Source organism: Streptomyces deccanensis (assembly GCF_022385335.1).
GTDB lineage: Bacteria > Actinomycetota > Actinomycetes > Streptomycetales > Streptomycetaceae > Streptomyces > Streptomyces deccanensis.
Map to the genome: position 1 here is coordinate 5,983,902 of NZ_CP092431.1, position 18,199 is coordinate 6,002,100.

Annotated in this window: 19 protein-coding genes; 13 read left to right on the plus strand and 6 right to left on the minus strand. The window is 73.0% G+C overall.

What is annotated here, in order from left to right; translation table 11 throughout:
* Positions 1 to 148: 148 nt before the first annotated feature.
* Positions 149 to 1,486, minus strand: coding sequence for a PH domain-containing protein (locus L3078_RS26675; RefSeq protein ID WP_239760480.1), 1,338 nt, complete (start codon positions 1,484 to 1,486; stop codon positions 149 to 151).
* 29 nt (positions 1,487 to 1,515) lie between these two features.
* Positions 1,516 to 2,031, minus strand: a complete 516-nt coding sequence (locus L3078_RS26680) for a PH domain-containing protein (RefSeq protein WP_239756454.1) — start codon at positions 2,029 to 2,031, stop codon at positions 1,516 to 1,518.
* A gap of 31 nt (positions 2,032 to 2,062) precedes the next feature.
* Here L3078_RS26680 and L3078_RS26685 point away from each other — a divergent pair, with 31 nt between their 5' ends.
* Positions 2,063 to 3,223 (plus strand): NADH-quinone oxidoreductase subunit D, encoded by a 1,161-nt coding sequence (locus L3078_RS26685; RefSeq protein WP_239756455.1) that lies wholly within the window; start codon positions 2,063 to 2,065, stop codon positions 3,221 to 3,223.
* Between the two features lie 14 nt (positions 3,224 to 3,237).
* Here the strand turns inward: L3078_RS26685 and L3078_RS26690 are convergent, their stop codons facing one another.
* A complete protein-coding gene (locus L3078_RS26690; RefSeq protein ID WP_420864104.1) occupies positions 3,238 to 4,326 on the minus strand; it encodes an SAM-dependent methyltransferase in 1,089 nt (362 codons plus the stop codon).
* A gap of 118 nt (positions 4,327 to 4,444) precedes the next feature.
* On the opposite strand from L3078_RS26690, the gene L3078_RS26695 reads away from it, so the two are divergent.
* Both L3078_RS26695 and L3078_RS26700 read left to right on the plus strand, forming a co-directional pair.
* Positions 4,445 to 5,647 (plus strand): sensor histidine kinase, encoded by a 1,203-nt coding sequence (locus L3078_RS26695; protein ID WP_239756461.1) that lies wholly within the window; start codon positions 4,445 to 4,447, stop codon positions 5,645 to 5,647.
* A 44-nt stretch (positions 5,648 to 5,691) separates the two neighbouring features.
* Positions 5,692 to 6,363, plus strand: coding sequence for a response regulator (locus L3078_RS26700; protein ID WP_045562630.1), 672 nt, complete (start codon positions 5,692 to 5,694; stop codon positions 6,361 to 6,363).
* Positions 6,364 to 6,476: 113 nt separating this feature from the next.
* Here the strand turns inward: L3078_RS26700 and L3078_RS26705 are convergent, their stop codons facing one another.
* Positions 6,477 to 7,613, minus strand: coding sequence for a DUF5937 family protein (locus L3078_RS26705; RefSeq protein WP_239756462.1), 1,137 nt, complete (start codon positions 7,611 to 7,613; stop codon positions 6,477 to 6,479).
* 94 nt (positions 7,614 to 7,707) lie between these two features.
* Positions 7,708 to 8,925, minus strand: a complete 1,218-nt coding sequence (locus L3078_RS26710; protein WP_239756464.1) for a threonine aldolase family protein — start codon at positions 8,923 to 8,925, stop codon at positions 7,708 to 7,710.
* A 223-nt stretch (positions 8,926 to 9,148) separates the two neighbouring features.
* On the opposite strand from L3078_RS26710, the gene L3078_RS26715 reads away from it, so the two are divergent.
* From L3078_RS26715 to L3078_RS26760, 10 genes are all read left to right on the plus strand, one after another.
* Positions 9,149 to 10,105 carry a Rossmann-like and DUF2520 domain-containing protein gene (locus tag L3078_RS26715; RefSeq protein WP_239756466.1) on the plus strand — a complete coding sequence of 319 codons (957 nt, stop codon included), beginning with the start codon at positions 9,149 to 9,151 and terminating at the stop codon, positions 10,103 to 10,105.
* Entirely contained in the window at positions 10,102 to 11,094 is a 993-nt protein-coding gene (gene panC, locus L3078_RS26720) for a pantoate--beta-alanine ligase (RefSeq protein WP_239756468.1), read from the plus strand. Before L3078_RS26715 ends, panC begins: the two co-directional genes overlap by 4 nt.
* Positions 11,091 to 12,806, plus strand: a complete 1,716-nt coding sequence (locus tag L3078_RS26725) for an L-aspartate oxidase (protein WP_239756469.1) — start codon at positions 11,091 to 11,093, stop codon at positions 12,804 to 12,806. Before panC ends, L3078_RS26725 begins: the two co-directional genes overlap by 4 nt.
* Before the next feature lie 5 nt (positions 12,807 to 12,811).
* Complete coding sequence (nadC, locus tag L3078_RS26730) at positions 12,812 to 13,795, plus strand: carboxylating nicotinate-nucleotide diphosphorylase (RefSeq protein ID WP_239756471.1); 984 nt, start codon at positions 12,812 to 12,814, stop codon at positions 13,793 to 13,795.
* A gap of 14 nt (positions 13,796 to 13,809) precedes the next feature.
* The gene (locus tag L3078_RS26735) at positions 13,810 to 14,607 is read left to right on the plus strand and encodes a type III pantothenate kinase (RefSeq protein WP_239756472.1); all 798 of its coding nucleotides are present in this window, start codon (positions 13,810 to 13,812) and stop codon (positions 14,605 to 14,607) included.
* 166 nt (positions 14,608 to 14,773) lie between these two features.
* Positions 14,774 to 15,505, plus strand: a complete 732-nt coding sequence (locus L3078_RS26740) for a hypothetical protein (protein WP_239756473.1) — start codon at positions 14,774 to 14,776, stop codon at positions 15,503 to 15,505.
* A 19-nt stretch (positions 15,506 to 15,524) separates the two neighbouring features.
* On the plus strand, positions 15,525 to 15,716 hold the full coding sequence (locus tag L3078_RS26745; RefSeq protein ID WP_239756474.1) for a hypothetical protein: 192 nt from the start codon (positions 15,525 to 15,527) through the stop codon (positions 15,714 to 15,716).
* 128 nt (positions 15,717 to 15,844) lie between these two features.
* Entirely contained in the window at positions 15,845 to 16,306 is a 462-nt protein-coding gene (locus L3078_RS26750) for a BlaI/MecI/CopY family transcriptional regulator (RefSeq protein WP_239756475.1), read from the plus strand.
* Between the two features lie 9 nt (positions 16,307 to 16,315).
* A complete protein-coding gene (locus tag L3078_RS26755; RefSeq protein WP_192333584.1) occupies positions 16,316 to 16,849 on the plus strand; it encodes an amino-acid N-acetyltransferase in 534 nt (177 codons plus the stop codon).
* Between the two features lie 304 nt (positions 16,850 to 17,153).
* On the plus strand, positions 17,154 to 17,489 hold the full coding sequence (locus tag L3078_RS26760) for a histone-like nucleoid-structuring protein Lsr2 (protein WP_239756476.1): 336 nt from the start codon (positions 17,154 to 17,156) through the stop codon (positions 17,487 to 17,489).
* On the opposite strand, the gene L3078_RS26765 is transcribed toward L3078_RS26760, so the two are convergent.
* Positions 17,468 to 18,124 (minus strand): SCO3374 family protein, encoded by a 657-nt coding sequence (locus L3078_RS26765; protein ID WP_239756477.1) that lies wholly within the window; start codon positions 18,122 to 18,124, stop codon positions 17,468 to 17,470. The genes L3078_RS26760 and L3078_RS26765 overlap by 22 nt on opposite strands.
* Positions 18,125 to 18,199 lie beyond the last annotated feature (75 nt).

Below are 18,199 nucleotides of genomic sequence, written 5' to 3' on the forward strand. Positions count from 1 at the left end.
AGGTCACCGCGTCCCCCTTGCGGCCGCCCACCCCTTCTGGTGGGCGGCCGTAGGTCTGTCCGGGCGGTTCAGGATCTCCCCGCCCCGGCAGACACCGGCTTCCTGATGCGCGCCCCATCCCCGCCAAGTCCCCCGTCCCCGCCGTGTCCTACGCCATCCACCGGTCCGGCAGCGCCTCCCGGCGGCCCGTTCGGGAGCGTTCCGCCTGGGCCCGCAGCAGGGCCGCCGCCTCGTCCGCGTCGCGCAGTCGCGCCGTCACCGTCTTGTTGGCGCCGGTGTCGACGTGCACGTCGGCGAGCCGCTTGTGCCGCTTCCAGGGCCCCTGGGACAGCCGCACGCTCTGCACCTTCGCATGCGGTACGAGGTCGAGCCGGCGGCGCAGCAGCCCGTGCCGCGCCGCGAACACCTTGTCGTCGACGGCCAGCCCGTACCCCCGCCACCACCACGGCACGCACCATCGCGCGCGCCCCGGCGGCCGTACGAGCGCCGTCGCGCCCGGCACGTCCACCCCCGGCAGCACCCGCGCGATCACCGACTCGGCCACCTCACGCGGCGCGACCGGCAGCAGGACGGAGTTGGTCGAGCCCGCCACGTCCAGCTCGACCCGGACCCACCCGCGGCGCCGCCACAACAGCGGTTCGACGAGGCGCACGGTCTGCACGCGCCCGGGCGGCACCGTCTCGTGGGCCCGGTCGAGGAGCCCGTGGTCGATGCGGAGCCCGTCGGGGGAGTCGCCCACCGTCCAGTCGTACTCCGCGACGAACCGTCCCACGCTGCTCGCCCCGGCGGCGCCGAGGAGCGGCAGCGCGGTCGCGAGGACGGTCCACACGCTCTCCGTGGCGAACCACAGCACGGACGGGACGACGACCGCGGCCACCAAGGTCCCCCACGTGGCGCCGGTCAGGACGAGGGACATCGCCAGCACGCCCGCCGGGACCTTCAGCAACTGCCGTACGGGCGCCTCGCCGACCTCGTGCGCGGTGTCCGGCGCGAAACCGGCCGCGCGGGCCAGGAGTTCGGCCCGCAGCGCGCCGGCGTGCGCCTCGCCGAGATACGCCAGCTCGTCCTTCTTGTCGGTGCCGACGACATCGAGTCTGAGTTTGGCCACGCCCACGATCCGGGCCAGCAGCGGGCGGGTGACGTCGATGGCCTGAATGCGTTCGAGACGGATGTGGGCCGTGCGGCGGAACAACAGGCCCGTACGGATGCGCAGTTCGCTGTCCGTCACCGCGAAGTGGGTGAACCACCAGGTCAGGAAGCCGTAGAGAGCGGCGGCCGGGAGGAACACCGCGAGCCCGATCAGCAGGGTCGTCGTGTCGAGCCGCAGCAGCTGCCGCTGTGCGCCGTCCGGATCGTGCACCCCCCATCCGATCAGTACGGCCACCGGTGCCCAGGCCCGCCGCAACGGCGTCACCGGATGCAGCCGATGCTCGACGACCGGCTTCTCCGCCCCCGCTCCGTCGACCCCCACCGCGTCGTCCCCCAGCGCCCCGCCCGCGTCCTGTGCCGACACCGTCACAGCCCCGCCGATCGGGCCTCGCCCAGCTGGGTCAGGTGGTCGCGCAGGCGTTCCGCCTCGGCCGGGTCGAGGCCCGGGATGCAGGCGTCCGTGGCGGCCGCGGCCGTGTGCAGCTGCACGCTCGCCAGGTTGAAGTGCCGCTCGACGGGACCGGAGGTCACCTCGACCAGCTGCATGCGCCCGTACGGCACCACGGTCTCCTCGCGCCAGAGCACGCCTCGGCTGATCAGCAGGTCGTCGGCCCGTTCGGCGTACCGCCACGACCGCCAGTTGCGGCCCAGCATCGACCACCCCCAGAGCAGCAGCCCCAGGGGCAGAAGCGCGAACGCCGCCCACGGCGGCCCCGCCAGCCAGCCCAGCAGGGCGGCCGTACCGGCGGTGATCGGCACCAGCCACACCACCAGCAGCAGCCGTCTCATCCGCAGCAGGCCGGGCGGCAGGCCCGTCCAGACCGGCTCGTCCTCCGCCGGTCCGGCGCCGTCCTCGAAGGTCCCCAAGCTCCCCGTCTCCATTCCGAAAGCGTACGTACGACAGACTGTGCCCATGACCCCCCCGACGGAGACCCGAGAGACGACGGTCGGTATCGGCGGTGCCGCCGAGAGCACGGACATGGTGCTGAACATCGGCCCGCAACATCCGTCCACGCACGGCGTGCTGCGGCTTCGGCTGGTCCTCGACGGCGAGCGCATCCAGCACGCCGAGCCGGTGATCGGCTATATGCACCGGGGCGCGGAGAAGCTCTTCGAGGCGCGTGACTACCGCCAGATCATCATGCTCGCCAACCGCCACGACTGGCTCTCCGCCTTCTCCAACGAACTCGGCGTCGTCCTCGGCGTCGAACGCATGCTCGGCATGGAGGTCCCGGAGCGCGCGGTCTGGATGCGCACGCTCCTCGCCGAGCTGAACCGGGTCCTGAACCACCTGATGTTCCTCGGCTCGTACCCGCTGGAGCTCGGCGGCATCACCCCGGTCTTCTACGCCTTCCGGGAGCGCGAGGAGCTCCAGAACGTGATGGAGGAGATCTCCGGCGGGCGGATGCACTACATGTTCAACCGGGTGGGCGGTCTGAAGGAGGACCTGCCGGCGGGGTGGACCGCACGCGCGCGTGCGGCCGTCGCCGACGTCCGCTCCCGGATGGACGTCTTCGACGACCTGGTGCTCGGCAACGAGATCTTCCGGGGGCGTACGCGGGACGTGGGCGTCCTCACGCCGGAGACCGTGCACGCGTACGGGGTCAGCGGCCCGATCGCCCGCGCCTCCGGTGTCGACTTCGACCTGCGCCGCGACGAGCCGTACCTGGCGTACGGCGACCTCCAGGACGTCCTGCGGGTCGTCACCCGGGACGAGGGCGACTGCCTCGCCCGCTTCGAGTGCCTGCTGGAGCAGACGCACAACGCCCTCGCCCTCGCCGACGCCTGCCTGGACCGGCTGGCCGACCTCCCGCCCGGCCCCGTCAACCAGCGTCTGCCGAAGGTCCTCAAGGCCCCCGAGGGGCACACCTACGCCTGGACCGAGAACCCCCTCGGCATCAACGGCTACTACCTCGTCAGCAAGGGCGAGAAGACCCCGTACCGCCTCAAGCTCCGCTCCGCCTCGTACAACAACATCCAGGCCCTCACGGAACTGCTGCCGGGCACGCTGGTGGCCGACATGGTGGCGATCCTGGGCTCGCTGTTCTTCGTGGTGGGGGACATCGACAAGTAGGGCGGCCTGCCTTCCTAGTCGCGGGGCAGCGGGTTCGGGATGCCGACCGGTTGCAGCAGCCACCCGAAGTCGCCCAGGCCGCCCGGCGCGGTCAGCTCGGCGGCCTCGCCCGCGCCCGCGAGGGCCCGTACGTACGCCGCCGGGTCGCTGGTCGCCAGGGAGAGCGGTGGACGGCCGCCGGTGACACCCAGGGCGCGCAGGGCCTCCCGCTGGGTGAGCAGCCGGGCCCCCGGCAGAGCGCACGCGTCCAGTGCCACATGCGCGGTGATGTCGCACGACCCGTCCGGGACCGGCGTGGTCTCCCGCCCGTCCCGGAACCCGGTGAGCGTCCCGAAGGGCGGCCGGGAGCCCGCCAGGTGCGCGTAGTCGACGGCGACGGCGAGCCCCCGCTCGACGCCCGCCACGGCGGCGGCCCACGCCCGGTCCCGGGGCAGCCCGACCTCGGCCCGCAGCCCCTCCTCCGGGGCGAGCGGCCACCACCGGCCCAGCCACTCCGCCTCGGCCCCGCCGACGGGCGCCCCGAGCGTCTCGCCGCCGTCCTCCGCCACGAGCACCAGCCGCGCCACGCCCGCCGCGTCCACCTCGACGACGTCCACGGGCACGTTGTCCAGCCACTCGTTGGCGAACAGCAGCCCGCGGATCCCCGTCGGCGGCTCGGCCGTCCACTCGATGCGGTGATCGAGACCGGGGGGCCGGTCGGCCAGTTCGACGGCGTACGCGCGCGTGCGGGACGCGACATCGGCGGGCAGCGCGTCCAGCACCCCGCCCACCAGCTCCCCGTGCCCGGCCGCCATGTCCACGAAGTCCAGCTCCCCGGGCCGCCCCAACACCTCGTCCACCCGGCACAGCAGCCGGGCCACGGCGGCGGCGAAGAGCGCGGAGGCGTGCACGGAGGTGCGAAAGTGCGCGGAGGGCCCGTCCGGCCGCAGATAGAAGCCCCCCGGCCCGTACAGCGCCTCCTCGGCCGCCGCCCGCCACGGCCGCGCCCCCTCAGGGGAGCGGGACCCTGACGTATGCGTCTCCGCCGCGTGGGCGTGACCGGTCCCACATGACCCGCAGCCGCGAACCGACGCACCCTCCCGGACTCCTGGACGATCCCTCATCACGCCAGGCTAAGCGGAACGGCCAAGGCCGCCTCCACCTTGGGGAGTACATGCCCCCGTCATGGATCGGCCCTCCGGTTGACCCGGGCACACCGCGCGCTTCCCTACGCTGGGTTACGTGCAGCGCCTCTATGACTTCCTCCGCCGACACCCGACCTGGGTCGACAGCTTCTGGGCCGTCGTCCTGCTCGCGGTGACCATGGCCGGCGGAGCGATCGACCCCGACTACGCGACCGGCATGAACGAGACCGCCTTCGTGGTGATCTCGCTCGTGCTCTGTCTGTCGATCGCCCTGCGGCGCCGTATGCCCGAGAAGATGCTGATGCTGGCCGCCGCGGCGGGCATCGCGCAGCTCATCCTCGACGTGCCTCGCATCCCGGCCGACTTCGCGATGCTCGTGGTCATCTACACGGTCGCGGCGAACGGCGCCCGCTGGGCCTCCTGGTTCGCCCTGGGCGGCGGCCTCTGCGCGGCGACGCTGGGGCAGCTGCGCTGGACCGAGGACGACACGAGCACGATGGGCAACGCGGTGCTCGCGCTGTTCCTGACCGTGCCCTTCGCCCTCGCCTGGGTCCTCGGCGACTCGCTACGGACCCGCCGCGCGTACTTCGCGCAGCTGGAGGAGCGCGCCGCCCGCCTGGAGAAGGAGCGCGAGGCACAGGCCAAGGTCGCGGTCGCCGCCGAGCGGGCCCGGATCGCCCGTGAGCTGCACGACGTCGTCGCGCACAACGTGTCCGTGATGGTCGTCCAGGCCGACGGCGCCGCGTACGTCCTCGACGCCGCCCCCGACCAGGCGAAGAAGGCCCTGGAGACGATCTCCTCCACCGGCCGCCAGGCCCTCGCCGAGATGCGCCGCCTGCTGGGCGTGCTGCGCACCGGCGAGCACAAGGAGGTCGGCGAGTACGTCCCGCAGCCCGACGTCGAGCAGATCGACGACCTGGTCGAGCAGTGCCGGGTGGCCGGGCTGCCTGTCGACTTCAAGATCGAGGGCACCCCGCGCCCGCTGCCCAGCGGTGTGGAGCTGACGGCGTACCGCATCGTCCAGGAGGCCCTCACCAACACCCGCAAGCACGGCGGCCCGAACGCCGGTGCGAGTGTCCGGCTGGTCTACTTCGACGACGGCCTAGGTCTGCTCGTCGAGGACGACGGCAAGGGCGCGCCCCACGAGCTGTACGAGGAGGGCGGCGCCGACGGTCAGGGGCACGGCCTCATCGGGATGCGGGAGCGCGTCGGTATGGTCGGCGGCACGCTGGACGCGGGCCCCCGCCCCGGCGGCGGCTTCCGGATCAGCGCCCTGCTGCCCCTGAAGCCCGCGCACTGACCAGGCCTGACGGCCGCTGACACCTGTAGACGGAAGAGGAACCGATGGCGATCCGCGTGATGCTCGTCGACGACCAGGTGCTGCTGCGCACCGGGTTCCGGATGGTGCTGGCGGCCCAGCCGGACATGGAGGTCGTGGCGGAGGCGGGCGACGGCGTCGAGGCCCTCCAGGTCGTACGGTCGACCGAGGTGGACGTGGTCCTCATGGACGTCCGGATGCCCAAGCTGGACGGGGTCGAGGCCACGCGTCGCATCTGCGCGGAGCCCGAGCCGCCGAAGGTGCTCATCCTGACCACCTTCGACCTCGACGAGTACGCCTTCTCCGGGCTGAAGGCGGGCGCCTCCGGCTTCATGCTCAAGGACGTGCCGCCCGGCGAACTGCTGGCCGCGATCCGTGCCGTGCACAGCGGGGACGCGGTCGTCGCGCCCTCCACGACCCGGCGGCTGCTCGACCGGTTCGCGCCGATGCTCCCGGGCACCGGCTCGGAGCCCCGGCACAAGGAGCTGGAGCGGCTCACCGAACGTGAGCGCGAGGTCATGATCCTCGTCGCCCAGGGGCTCTCCAACGGCGAGATCGCCGCCCGCCTCGTCCTCTCCGAGGCCACGGTCAAGACCCACGTCGGCCGCATCCTCACCAAGCTGGGCCTGCGCGACCGGGTCCAGGTGGTCGTCCTGGCGTACGAGACCGGGTTGGTACGGGCGGGGGGACACGGCTGAGGCGGTCGGCTCAGGGCTGAGACGGTCGGCTCAGGGCTGAGACGGTCGGCGTACGGGCGAGGTGGCCGGCGCGGGGCCGAGGTAGTCGGCGTACGGCTCCTCGGTACGGCCCGTCATCTGAGCAGGCCCTCCAGGAAGTCGCTCCCCAGCCGGGCCACCACCGCCACGTCCAGCTGGTGGAGCACGTACCGGCCCCGGCGGCGCGTCGTGAGGAGGCCCGCCTTCTTGAGGACGGCCAGGTGCCGGGATATCTCCGGCGGGGTCATGCCGAGCATCTGGGCCAGCTCGCCCGTGGTGTTCGCGCTGCGGGCCAGATTGCGGCACAGACGCATCCGCACGGGGTGGGCCAGCGCGGTCATGCGCAGGGCGAGCTGCTCGACCGGGAGCGGGGCGGCGGGCTCGGCCGCGCTCACGGGGTATTGGATCACCGGCTGCCAGCCGAACCGGTGCAGGACGGTGAGATGGGGCCGGCCCAGGCTGGTCGGCACGAGCAGCAGACCGCCGTCACCGGTGTGCGTACGGCCCTCGACCAGCTTGTCCACCACGATCCGCCCCGCAGCCCCGTCCGCGCCCTCCACGCCGTCCCCGTCCAGGGTGAGTGACGGCGAGACGGCCCCCAACGCCCCGGCGAGCCCCTTGTGCCGCAGCAGCTCGGTCTTGTGGCGGGCGTCCGCCGCGAGCGGGTGGCACAGCCGTGACCAGGTCTCGGCGAAGAAGGCCTCGTCGCAGTCCTCCAGGAACTGCCGCAGCCAGGCCCGCACTCCGGGCGGGTCCGCCAGCAGCCGCCGGGCGAACAGCAGTTGCCGCGGGCCGCGCGCGGCGGCCAGCTCCAGGGCGCGGCGCCGCATCTCCGGATCGGCCAGCGGACCGGGCCGCCGCGAGTCGTAGGCGTACCCGGGGGAGCAGACGAACTCCAGCCCGGCGTCGACGAACTGGTCGTCCGTCAGTTTGTCCAGCAGATCGAGGTCGTCGGCGAGGGTCGCGCCCGGGAGGGTGTCCAGACCGGGGATCCCGGCGAAGGGCATGAACAGGTCCGAGAACGACGTACGCCACAGGAAGTCCGCCTCGGACATCCGGTCGGCGAGATGCGCGTCGAGCCGGGCGGTCACCCCCGTCACCCAGCCCTGCAGCCCCGGGTGGTGCCCGGGCTCGGACAGCACGTGCAGCGCCATGCCGAGCTCGGCCAACGGCGACGGCACGACGGCCACCTTCTCCCGCCGCAGCCCGGTGATGTCGATGCGCACACTCATGCCCCCATGGTGCCCCCGACCACTGACAACGCCCCCACCTCCGAGAGTCCCCGAGTCCGTCCCCCGTCACCGGACCCGCGGCCGCCGCACGGGCCTACTCGCGGGCCACCTTCTCCCCCAGCCCCACGAAGTCCGCCACGGCCGCGTGGACATCGTCGACCGTCCACTCCAGGGCCGCGGCCCGCACCTCGATCTCCGTGACGGCCAGGCCCGGTCCGCCCTGGTCCCACGGGCGGGCGAAGAGCAGCGTGTTCGTCTGCTCGCCCTGCCGGACCGCGGCCTCCGCGGCGACGTCGACCTCGTACGGCAGCCAGACCTGGAACTCGTGGGTGTGGGGCTCCCCGGGGTGCACACGGGCCCACGGCACCCCCGCCGCCGCGAACCCGTCGCGCAGCGCGGCCGCGACCACGCGCGCGTGGCGGACGTACTCCGGCAGCCGGGGCAACTCGCGCTCCAGGCCCACGAGGGCCGACAGGGCGGTGGGGAACTGCTGGAAGAGCTGCCCGCCGTACCGGTGCCGCCACGCCTTCGCCTCGTCGATCAGGGTCCTCGGCCCGGCGATCGCGGCACCGCCGTAGGCGCCCAGCGACTTGTAGTACGACACGTAGACGCTGTCGGCGAGGGCCGCGATCTCGTCCACGGGACGGCCGAAGTGCTCGGTGGACTCCCACAGCCGGGCCCCGTCGAAGTGGACGACCGCCTCGCGCGCGCGTGCCGCCTCGGTGACCTCCTCCAGCTCCTCCCAGGAGGGGAGCAGGAAACCGGCCTCCCTGAGGGGCAGTTCGAGCATCAGCGCGCCGAAGGGCTCGTCGAGACCGCGTACCTCCTCGGCGGTCGGCTGCCTCGGCTCGCTCGTCAGCCGCACCGGCCGCAGGCCGCTGACCTGGCTGAACGCATGACGCTCGTACATCTCGGGGTGGGACAGGGCGTGCAGGGCGACGGCCGGGTTCCCGGTGCGGGCCGCCCAGCAGCGCAGCGCCACCTGCTGGGCCATCGTGCCGGTCGGGAAGAACGCGGCCGCCTCCATGCCGAGCAGCGCTGCCGTCCGCTCCTCCAGGGTCTCGACGACTCCGTTGCCGTAGATGTCGGCGGTCTCGTCCAGGTCGTACACGTCCCCGGCGGCGTCCAGGAGCGCCAGGCGCTCCCGGACCGTGGCCAGCGCGCTCGTCCGCGCCAGCACCCGCTCGGCCGCCCGCTGGGCGACCTGGCGCCGCCGGTACCGCAGAGCCGCCGAGGACCCCTCGGTCGCCTCCCCCCGCGAGACCGTCCCCGTCGTGTCCGCCGCCCGCGCCGTGTCCGCCGTTTCACTCATCCCGGGATCATCCCCCGGCCCGTCCGGCCAGGCACCCCGATTTCGCGACGGACGGCCCCCACACCCGGCCCACGCGCGCGCACGCTCAGACCGCGACCTGCGGAAACGCGCCGCGGCCGCCCACAGCCTGTGGACAACCGAACGTCCCTCGAACCAATCGCGTTAACATGACGAGAAATCGTCCGGTACCCAGAGCGGACTGGAACGGGAAGGCCGCCACCGAGTGAGTACATTCCAGCAACCAGACCCGAAGGACCGCCCCGCCCGGCTCACCGTCGGTGTCGTCGGCGCCGGCCGGGTCGGCCCCGCGCTGGCAGCGTCGCTGCGACTGGCCGGGCACCGCCCGGTGGCCGTCTCCGGGGTCTCCGACGCGTCCAGGCGCCGCGCCGCCGAGCTGCTGCCCGACGTCCCGCTGATGCCGCCCGCCGATGTGCTGCGCCACGCCGACCTGGTCCTGCTGACCGTCCCCGACGACGCCCTGCCGGGGCTGGTCGAGGGGCTCGCGGAGACCGGCTCCGTACGGCCGGGGCAGCTCCTCGTGCACACCTCCGGGCGGTACGGCGCGAAGGTGCTGGACCCGGCACTCAGGGCCGGGGCACTGCCGCTGGCGCTGCACCCCGCGATGACGTTCACGGGGACCCAGGTCGACGTGCAGCGGCTCGCCGGATGCTCCTTCGGGGTCACGGCCCCGGACGAACTGCGGCTGGCCGCCGAGGCGCTGGTGATCGAGATGGGCGGCGAGCCCGAGTGGATCGCCGAGGAGAACCGCCCGCTGTACCACGCGGCCCTCGCCCTGGGCGCCAACCACCTGGTCACCCTGGTCGCCCAGTCCATGGAGCTGCTGCGCACGGCCGGGGTCACCGCCCCCGACCGCATGCTCGGCCCGCTGCTCGGCGCCGCCCTGGACAACGCCCTGCGCTCGGGCGACGCGGCCCTCACCGGCCCCGTCGCGCGCGGGGACGCCGGCACGGTCGCCGCGCACGTCGCCGAGTTGCGCGCGCACGCCCCCGCCACCGTCGCCGGTTATCTGGCGATGGCCCGCGCGACCGCCGACCGGGCCCTCGCCCACGGCCTGCTCAAGCCGGAGCTGGCCGAGGATCTGCTCGGCGTGCTCGCGGGCGGGACGGACCGCGCCACCGGAGCGGGCGGCACCGACGGGACCGAAGGGAACGCCCGATGACCATCACCGTGCTGCGCACCGCCGACGAACTGCACGCACGCGCGCGTACGGGACGCCGGGCCGTCGTGATGACGATGGGCGCCCTGCACGAGGGCCACGCCACCCTGGTCCGAACCGCGCGCGAGATCGCCGGCGACGCGGGCGAGGTCGTCGTGACCGTCTTCGTCAACCCCCTCCAGTTCGGCGCGGGCGAGGACCTCGACCGCTACCCGCGCACCCTGGACGCCGACGTCAAGCTCGCCGAACAGGCGGGCGCGGACGTGGTGTTCGCCCCGTCCGTGGACGAGGTCTACCCGGGCGGCGAACCCCAGGTCCGGATCACCGCCGGGCCCATGGGGGAACGCCTGGAGGGCGCCTCCCGCCCCGGGCACTTCGACGGCATGCTCACCGTCGTCGCCAAGCTGCTCCACCTCACCCGCCCCGACGTGGCGCTCTACGGCCAGAAGGACGCCCAGCAGCTCGCCCTGATCCGCCGCATGGTCCGCGACCTGAACTTCGGCATGGAGATCGTCGGCGTCCCGACGGTCCGCGAGCCCGACGGACTGGCCCTGTCCAGCCGTAACCGGTACCTGTCCACCGAGGAGCGCCGCACCGCCCTGGCGCTCTCCCAGGCGCTGTTCGCGGGCCGCGACCGGCACGCCGCCCAGGAGGCGCTCCGCGCGCGTGCCCGCGAGGTGCCCGCCACGCGCGCGCGTGCCGAGGCGTTGAGCGCGATCGGCGAGTCCCGCGCCGCCGCCGACGCGCACGCCATGGCCAAGTCCGCCCCCGGCGGCCCCGCCGCCGTCCGTGCGGCGGCCCGGCTGGTCCTCGACGAGGCACTGCGCATGAAGCCGCCACTCACCCTGGACTACCTGGCCCTGGTGGACCCCTCCGACTTCACCGACATCCCCGACGACTTCACCGGCGAAGCCGTCCTCGCCGTCGCGGCCCGGGTGGGGACGACCCGGCTGATCGACAACATTCCCCTGACCTTCGGAGCCGCCTCGTGACCAGCACAGGCATACGACTGCACGCGCCCGCACCGGGCTGGTCCATCGACGCCGACGTGGTCGTCGTCGGCTCGGGCGTCGCCGGCCTCACCGCCGCGCTGCGCTGCGAGGCCGCCGGCCTGACCACGGTCGTCGTCACCAAGGCCCGCCTCGACGACGGCTCCACCCGCTGGGCCCAGGGCGGCATCGCCGCGGCCCTCGGCGAGGGCGACACCCCCGAACAGCACCTGGACGACACCCTGGTGGCCGGCGCGGGCCTGTGCGACGAGGACGCCGTACGGCTGCTGGTCACCGAGGGCCCCGACGCCGTACGCCGACTGATCGCGACCGGCGCCCACTTCGACGAGTCGGAGGAGGGCGGCCTGGAGCTGACCCGCGAGGGCGGCCACCACCGCCGCCGCATCGCCCACGCGGGCGGCGACGCCACCGGCGCCGAGATCTCCCGGGCCCTCGTCGAGGCCGTACGCGCGCGGGGACTGCGCACGGTCGAGAACGCGCTCGTCCTGGACCTCCTGACGGACGCCGAGGGCCGCACCGCCGGTGTCACCCTGCACGTCATGGGCGAGGGCCAGCACGACGGCGTGGGAGCCGTGCACGCCCCCGCGGTCGTCCTCGCGACGGGCGGCATGGGCCAGGTCTTCTCCGCCACCACCAACCCCTCGGTGTCGACGGGCGACGGCGTGGCCCTCGCCCTGCGCGCCGGGGCGGAGGTCTCCGACCTCGAATTCGTGCAGTTCCACCCGACGGTGCTGTTCCTCGGCGCGGACGCGGAGGGCCAGCAGCCCCTGGTCTCCGAGGCCGTCCGCGGCGAGGGCGCCCACCTGGTCGACGCCGGCGGCACCCGCTTCATGCTCGGGCAGCACGAACTGGCCGAACTGGCGCCCCGGGACATCGTCGCCAAGGGCATCATGCGCCGCATGCAGGAACAGGGCGCGGAGCACATGTACCTGGACGCCCGGCACTTCGGCGCGCACATGTGGGAGCACCGCTTCCCGACGATCCTCGCCGCCTGCCGCACCCACGGCCTCGACCCGGTCACCGAGCCCATCCCGGTCGCCCCGGCCGCCCACTACGCCTCCGGAGGCGTCCGCACCGACTCCCACGGCCGCACCACCGTCCCCGGCCTGTACGCCTGCGGCGAGGTCGCCTGCACCGGCGTCCACGGCGCCAACCGGCTCGCCTCCAACTCCCTCCTGGAGGGCCTGGTCTACGCCGAGCGCATCGTCGCCGACATCGCCGCCACCCACGCCGGGAACGGCCTCCACGCGCGCGTGCCCCAGCCCGTCCCGCCCGCGGAGCAGCCCGCGCACCCGCTGCTCGCCCCGGAGATACGGTTCGCGATCCAGCGAACCATGACCGAGGGCGCCGGCGTCCTGCGTTCCGAGGCGTCCCTGGCCACCGCCGCGGCCGCCCTGGACCGGCTGCACGCCCAGGCCCGCGACGCCCTCGCCGAGAACGGCAAGACGGCCGAGCCCGGCGTCGACACCTGGGAGACCACCAACCTCCTGTGCGTGGCCCGCGTCCTGGTCGCCGCCGCCCGGCTGCGCGAGGAGACCCGCGGCTGCCACTGGCGCGAGGACCGCGCCGAGCGCGACGACACCGCCTGGCGCCGCCACATCGTCGTACGGCTGAATCCGGACCGGACGCTCGCCGTACACACCACGGATACCGCAGACTTCCCCCCGACCCGGCAGCACCAGCAGGAGCAGTGACAGACGTGAGCACCCCCGACCTTCCCCTCGCCCAGAGCGGCGGCTGCGGCGACGGCTGCGCCTGCGGCGCGGACGACGGCCTCAGCGAGGAATACCTGGAGTGCGGGCTCGATCCCGCGCTCGCCCAGCTCCTGGCCGACGCCGGACTCGACCCCGTGGAGGTCGAGGACATCGCCAACGTCGCCATCCAGGAGGACCTCGACCACGGCGTGGACGTGACCACCGTCGCCACGATCCCCGAGGACGCGCGCGCCACCGCCGACTTCACCGCCCGCGAGGGCGGCGTCGTGGCGGGCCTGAGAATCGCCGAGGCGGTCCTCTCGGTGGCCTGCTCCGACGAGTTCGAGGTCGAGCGGCACGTCGACGACGGTGACCGGGTGGAGGAGGGGCAGAAGCTCCTCAGCGTCACCGGCGCCACCCGCGACCTGCTCACCGCCGAGCGCAGCGCCCTGAACCTGCTGTGCCGCCTCTCCGGCATCGCGACCGCCACGCGCGCGTGGGCGGACACCCTGGAGGGCACGAAGGCGAAGGTGCGCGACACCCGCAAGACGACGCCGGGACTGCGTTCTCTGGAGAAGTTCGCGGTCCGCTGCGGCGGCGGGATCAACCACCGCATGTCCCTGTCGGACGCGGCCCTCGTCAAGGACAACCACGTGGTCGCCGCGGGCGGCGTCGCGCAGGCCTTCGAGGCCGTCCGCGCGATGTTCCCCGAGGTGCCCATCGAGGTCGAGGTCGACACCCTGCACCAGCTGCGCGAGGTCGTCGACGCGGGCGCCGATCTGATCCTCCTGGACAACTTCACCCCGCTCGAGTGCGAGGAGGCCGTCTCGCTCGTCGACGGCCGCGCCCTCCTGGAGGCCTCGGGCCGGCTGACCCTCACCAACGCGAAGGCGTACGCGGACACGGGCGTCGACTTCCTGGCCGTCGGGGCCCTGACCCACTCGTCCCCGATCCTCGACATCGGCCTCGACCTGCGCGCGGCCGAGTAGGACGGGGACGGGCCATGCTGCTGACCATCGACGTGGGCAACACCCACACCGTCCTCGGTCTGTTCGACGGCGAGGACATCGTCGAACACTGGCGCATCTCCACGGACGCGCGCCGCACCGCCGACGAACTGGCGGTCCTCCTCCAGGGTCTCATGGGCATGCACCCGCTGCTGGGCGAGGAGCTGGGCGACGGCATCGACGGCATCGCGATCTGCGCGACCGTGCCGTCGGTGCTGCACGAACTGCGCGAGGTGACCCGCCGCTACTACGGCGACGTCCCCGCGGTCCTCGTCGAGCCGGGGGTGAAGACGGGCGTCCCGATCCTCACCGACAACCCCAAGGAGGTCGGCGCCGACCGCATCATCAACGCCGTCGCCGCCGTCGAGCTGTACGGCGGGCCGGCCGTCGTCGTGGACTTCGGTACGGCGACGACGTTCGACGCGGTCAGCGCGCGCGGTGAGTACGTCGGCGGGGTCATCGCGCCGGGCATCGAGATCTCCGTCGAGGCGCTCGGCGTCAAGGGCGCCCAGCTCCGCAAGATCGAGGTCGCCCGGCCGCGCAGCGTCATCGGCAAGAACACGGTCGAGGCCATGCAGTCCGGCATCGTCTACGGGTTCGCCGGGCAGGTCGACGGCGTGGTGAGCCGCATGGTCCGCGAACTGGCCGACGACCCCGAGGACGTGACGGTCATCGCCACGGGCGGGCTCGCGCCGATGGTGCTGGGTGAGTCCTCGGTGATCGACGAACACGAGCCGTGGCTGACCCTGATCGGCCTCCGCCTGGTCTACGAACGCAACGCGTCACGCCTCTGAGGGGGCAGTTCCCCGCCCCCTGTTTCTCAGGGGCGCGGGGAACTGCGCGAGAAGCCCCACCGGCCCGCAGCCGACCGACACGAAACGCCCCCCACGCGGGTGGAACCGACGGCGCCACGCCCTCTCATCACATCTGTTTTGTCTGATTAGCGCGTATCGTCGCCGCATGCCCACGCCCCACGGAACCCGCGGCGGCATGGCGTTCGGCGCCGAGGAGCTGCGTGTGCTCCGCCGTGCCCTCGCCCTCGCCCTCAACCCCAGTCCCGTCTCGGCGGAGGAGGTGCAGGACTGCCTCCGGCTCGCCGAGTCCGTCGACGAGGCGGCCCGCGAGGACGCCCGTCTGAGGGCCTTCCTGCTGGCCGACCTCGCCCGGTACCGCGCCGCGCTCCCCGGCACGGTCACGGGCTACGCGGCCCTCCTGACGCAGGCCCTGGACGCCGGGTACCGCCCCCTCCCGGACGACCTCGCCGCCCTGCGAGCCCTGCGCGGCAACCCCACCGCCGCGGCCCTCCTGGAGCGCTGCCGCCCGCTCGTCGCACAGGACGTGCGCGCCCGTTTCGCGGGGTGCGCGGCCGCCTCGGCCGTCGTCGTCCCCGCCTCCCGCTCGGCCTCGGGCCGCTCGCGCCTCCGGCTCACGGCGCTCCCCGGCGGACTTGCGGAGCAGGACACGTGGCACGCCCCCGCGCGCGCCGCCGGCGAGCCCGCCCGGCCGAAGCCCGCGCGGCCGTCCCGCCCCGCCGAACCCGCCGAGCCAGCCGACAAGCCCGGTCCGGTGCCCCGCCCCGACGCCCCGCGCCCGGCCCGCCGCCCCATCCCCACCCCCGGCGAGGTCTTCCCGCCCAAGCGGAAACCGGCCGCCCCGCCCGCGAACCCGCCCCAACAGCTGGCCGCCGTCTAGCCCTGGCTACCCTGGACGCATGGACTACGTCTCCGCGCTGCTGCCCCCCTTCGTGATGGCCGTGCTGTTCATCAGCGTCATCCGGGTGATCGTGAAGACCCAGGGCGGCCCCAACAAGGCCAAGGAGGACGCGGTGGTCGACGCGGCCCTCGCCCGCGCGGAGCACACCCGCCAGGCCGGCGGCGACGGCTCCCGGGGCCCCGGCGCCTGACCCGCACCGCTCCGCACCATCGGCGTACGACTCGTGTGTTTTTCGAGTCGTACGCCCTTTTTGTTCCAACTCTCCGGATAGTGTGCGGAACTGTGCCTCGCCCATTGGGAGAACTCGAAGACGCGGTCATGACGCGGGTGTGGAAGTGGAACCGCCCGGTGACGGTTCGGGAAGTCCTGGAAGACCTTCAGCGGGAACGGTCCATCGCCTACACCACCGTGATGACCGTTCTGGACAATCTCCATCAGAAGGGCTGGGTGCGCCGGGAGGCGGAGGGCCGGGCCTATCGATATGAGGCGGTCTCCACTCGCGCCGCCTACGCGGCCGCACTCATGAACGAAGCCTGGTCGCAGAGCGACAACCCCGCCGCCGCGCTCGTCGCCTTCTTCGGGATGATGAGCGAGGAACAGCGACAGGCGCTCACCGACGCCGTACGCATCGTGCAGGGCCCGCCCCCAGGCAAACCCGAACCCGCCGCGCCCGCCGCCCCCGTCCGCGAAACCCCTGTTGAAACCGCCGACGAATCCGTCGAATCGTCCGGTGAAACACAGGGGACCCCCGGCGAATCACCGGATCTCCCCGGGCGATAGCGTCCGCTCATGCCAGCAACGAGTCCCGAAGCCACCACAAAAGCCATCACCGTCAGGCGGGCTCGGACCAGCGATGTCCCGCACGTGCGCGACCTCCTCGACTCCTACGTCCAGCGCCGCATCCTGCTCGACAAAGCCACGGTCACGCTTTACGAGGACATCCAGGAGTTCTGGGTCGCGGAACGGGACGACAACGCCCAGGTCGTGGGCTGCGGCGCCCTGCACGTCATGTGGGAAGACCTCGCGGAAGTCCGCACTCTCGCGGTGAACCCGGACGCCAAGGGTCTCGGCGTCGGTCACCAGTTGCTGGAGAAGTTGCTGCACACCGCTCGCTGGCTGGGTGTTCGACGGGTTTTCTGTCTGACCTTCGAAGTCGAGTTCTTCGCGAAGCACGGGTTCGTGGAGATCGGTGAGACTCCCGTCGACACCGATGTCTACGCGGAGCTGCTGCGTTCCTATGACGAGGGCGTCGCGGAGTTCCTCGGTCTCGAACGAGTGAAACCGAACACCTTGGGCAACAGCCGGATGCTTCTGCATCTGTGATCGCCGACGGAGACCAATTCCGGTGAGACGTTCCCGGGTGACGTTCCGGGAGAGCTTCCGGTGAGGGTCGCCTTGCCCACGGGGTCTATGTCCGAAACGCACATGTTTCCGGTCTTCCCCGGGCTCCTCGTCCTCTCCGGGGTCTCTCCCCGGTCTCTCCTCGGTCTCTCCCAGGGGTTTGTGTTTTTCCTGGAAAAGCGGTTTGCTTTCCGACGTACTGCAGTACTGCATATAACAGGGGACGTGAAACAGCGGCGCTCGCCGCACGCCCTCGGCCCTGAAGTTATCGATGAAAGGAAATCCGGTGGCACAGAAGGTTCAGGTCCTTCTTGTCGACGACCTCGACGGCGGCGAGGCGGACGAGACCGTGACGTTCGCGCTGGACGGCAAGACGTACGAGATCGACCTCACGACCGCCAACGCGGACAAGCTCCGTGGCCTTCTCGACCCCTACGTCAAGGGTGGTCGGCGTACCGGAGGCCGTGCGGCGGGTGGGCGCGGCAAGGCCCGTGCCGCTTCCGGCGGCAGCCAGGACACCGCGGCCATCCGCGCCTGGGCGAAGGAGAACGGCTACGACGTCAACGACCGCGGTCGCGTCCCCGCCTCCATCCGCGAGGCCTACGAGAAGGCCAACGGCTGAGATTCCGACGGCCCGGTGCTCGCGCGCCGCAGCCGGACGCGGTGGCAGTGCGTCGCCACCGTGTCCACCACTCGCACGAGGTCGGGGGCGCCCCCACCGCCCCCCAACGCCGAGATGCTCGGCAGCGAGGGTTCGACCTCGCACCCCGGCTCGGGGGGCCGCACCCACTCGGCGGCCCCCTGTGAACCGTCCGCCCCGCGCACGCCCCCACCCCTTTCGGCTCCGCCCGGAGGCGTCGGCGCGACCAGGTGACCGCCCGTTCCGACGGCAGTGAGGTCCAGGTCGAGGCCGCCCCAGTCCAGCCACTGCAACAGCCCCGGCAGCTCCTCCGCGCTCCCGGCGGCGACCAGCAGCAGCATCCGCCCGCCGCACAGCGCCACCGGTGAACCCGGACCGGGCACCGGCCCCAGATGCCGGAGCGCCGCGACCCCCGCTTCCGCGGGGACGTCGAGCACATCGAAGCGCAGCCCCGTAATGAGATGCAGGGGCGTCCCGGGCACGGTCGCCCAGCCGAGATCGTTCTCGTACCACCACCGCACCGCGTCGCACGGGCCCTCACCCGGAACATCGCGTGGGGCGACGGCCGAGGAAGCGCTCGGGTCGAGCGGTCGGCGGGGAAGGGGGACGATGGCCATGTCAGGAGCAACCGGGCGAAGGGGCCCAGAGTTACGCTGGGTGTCGGCCCGGATGCAGGGAGTGCCGGGAAAGGG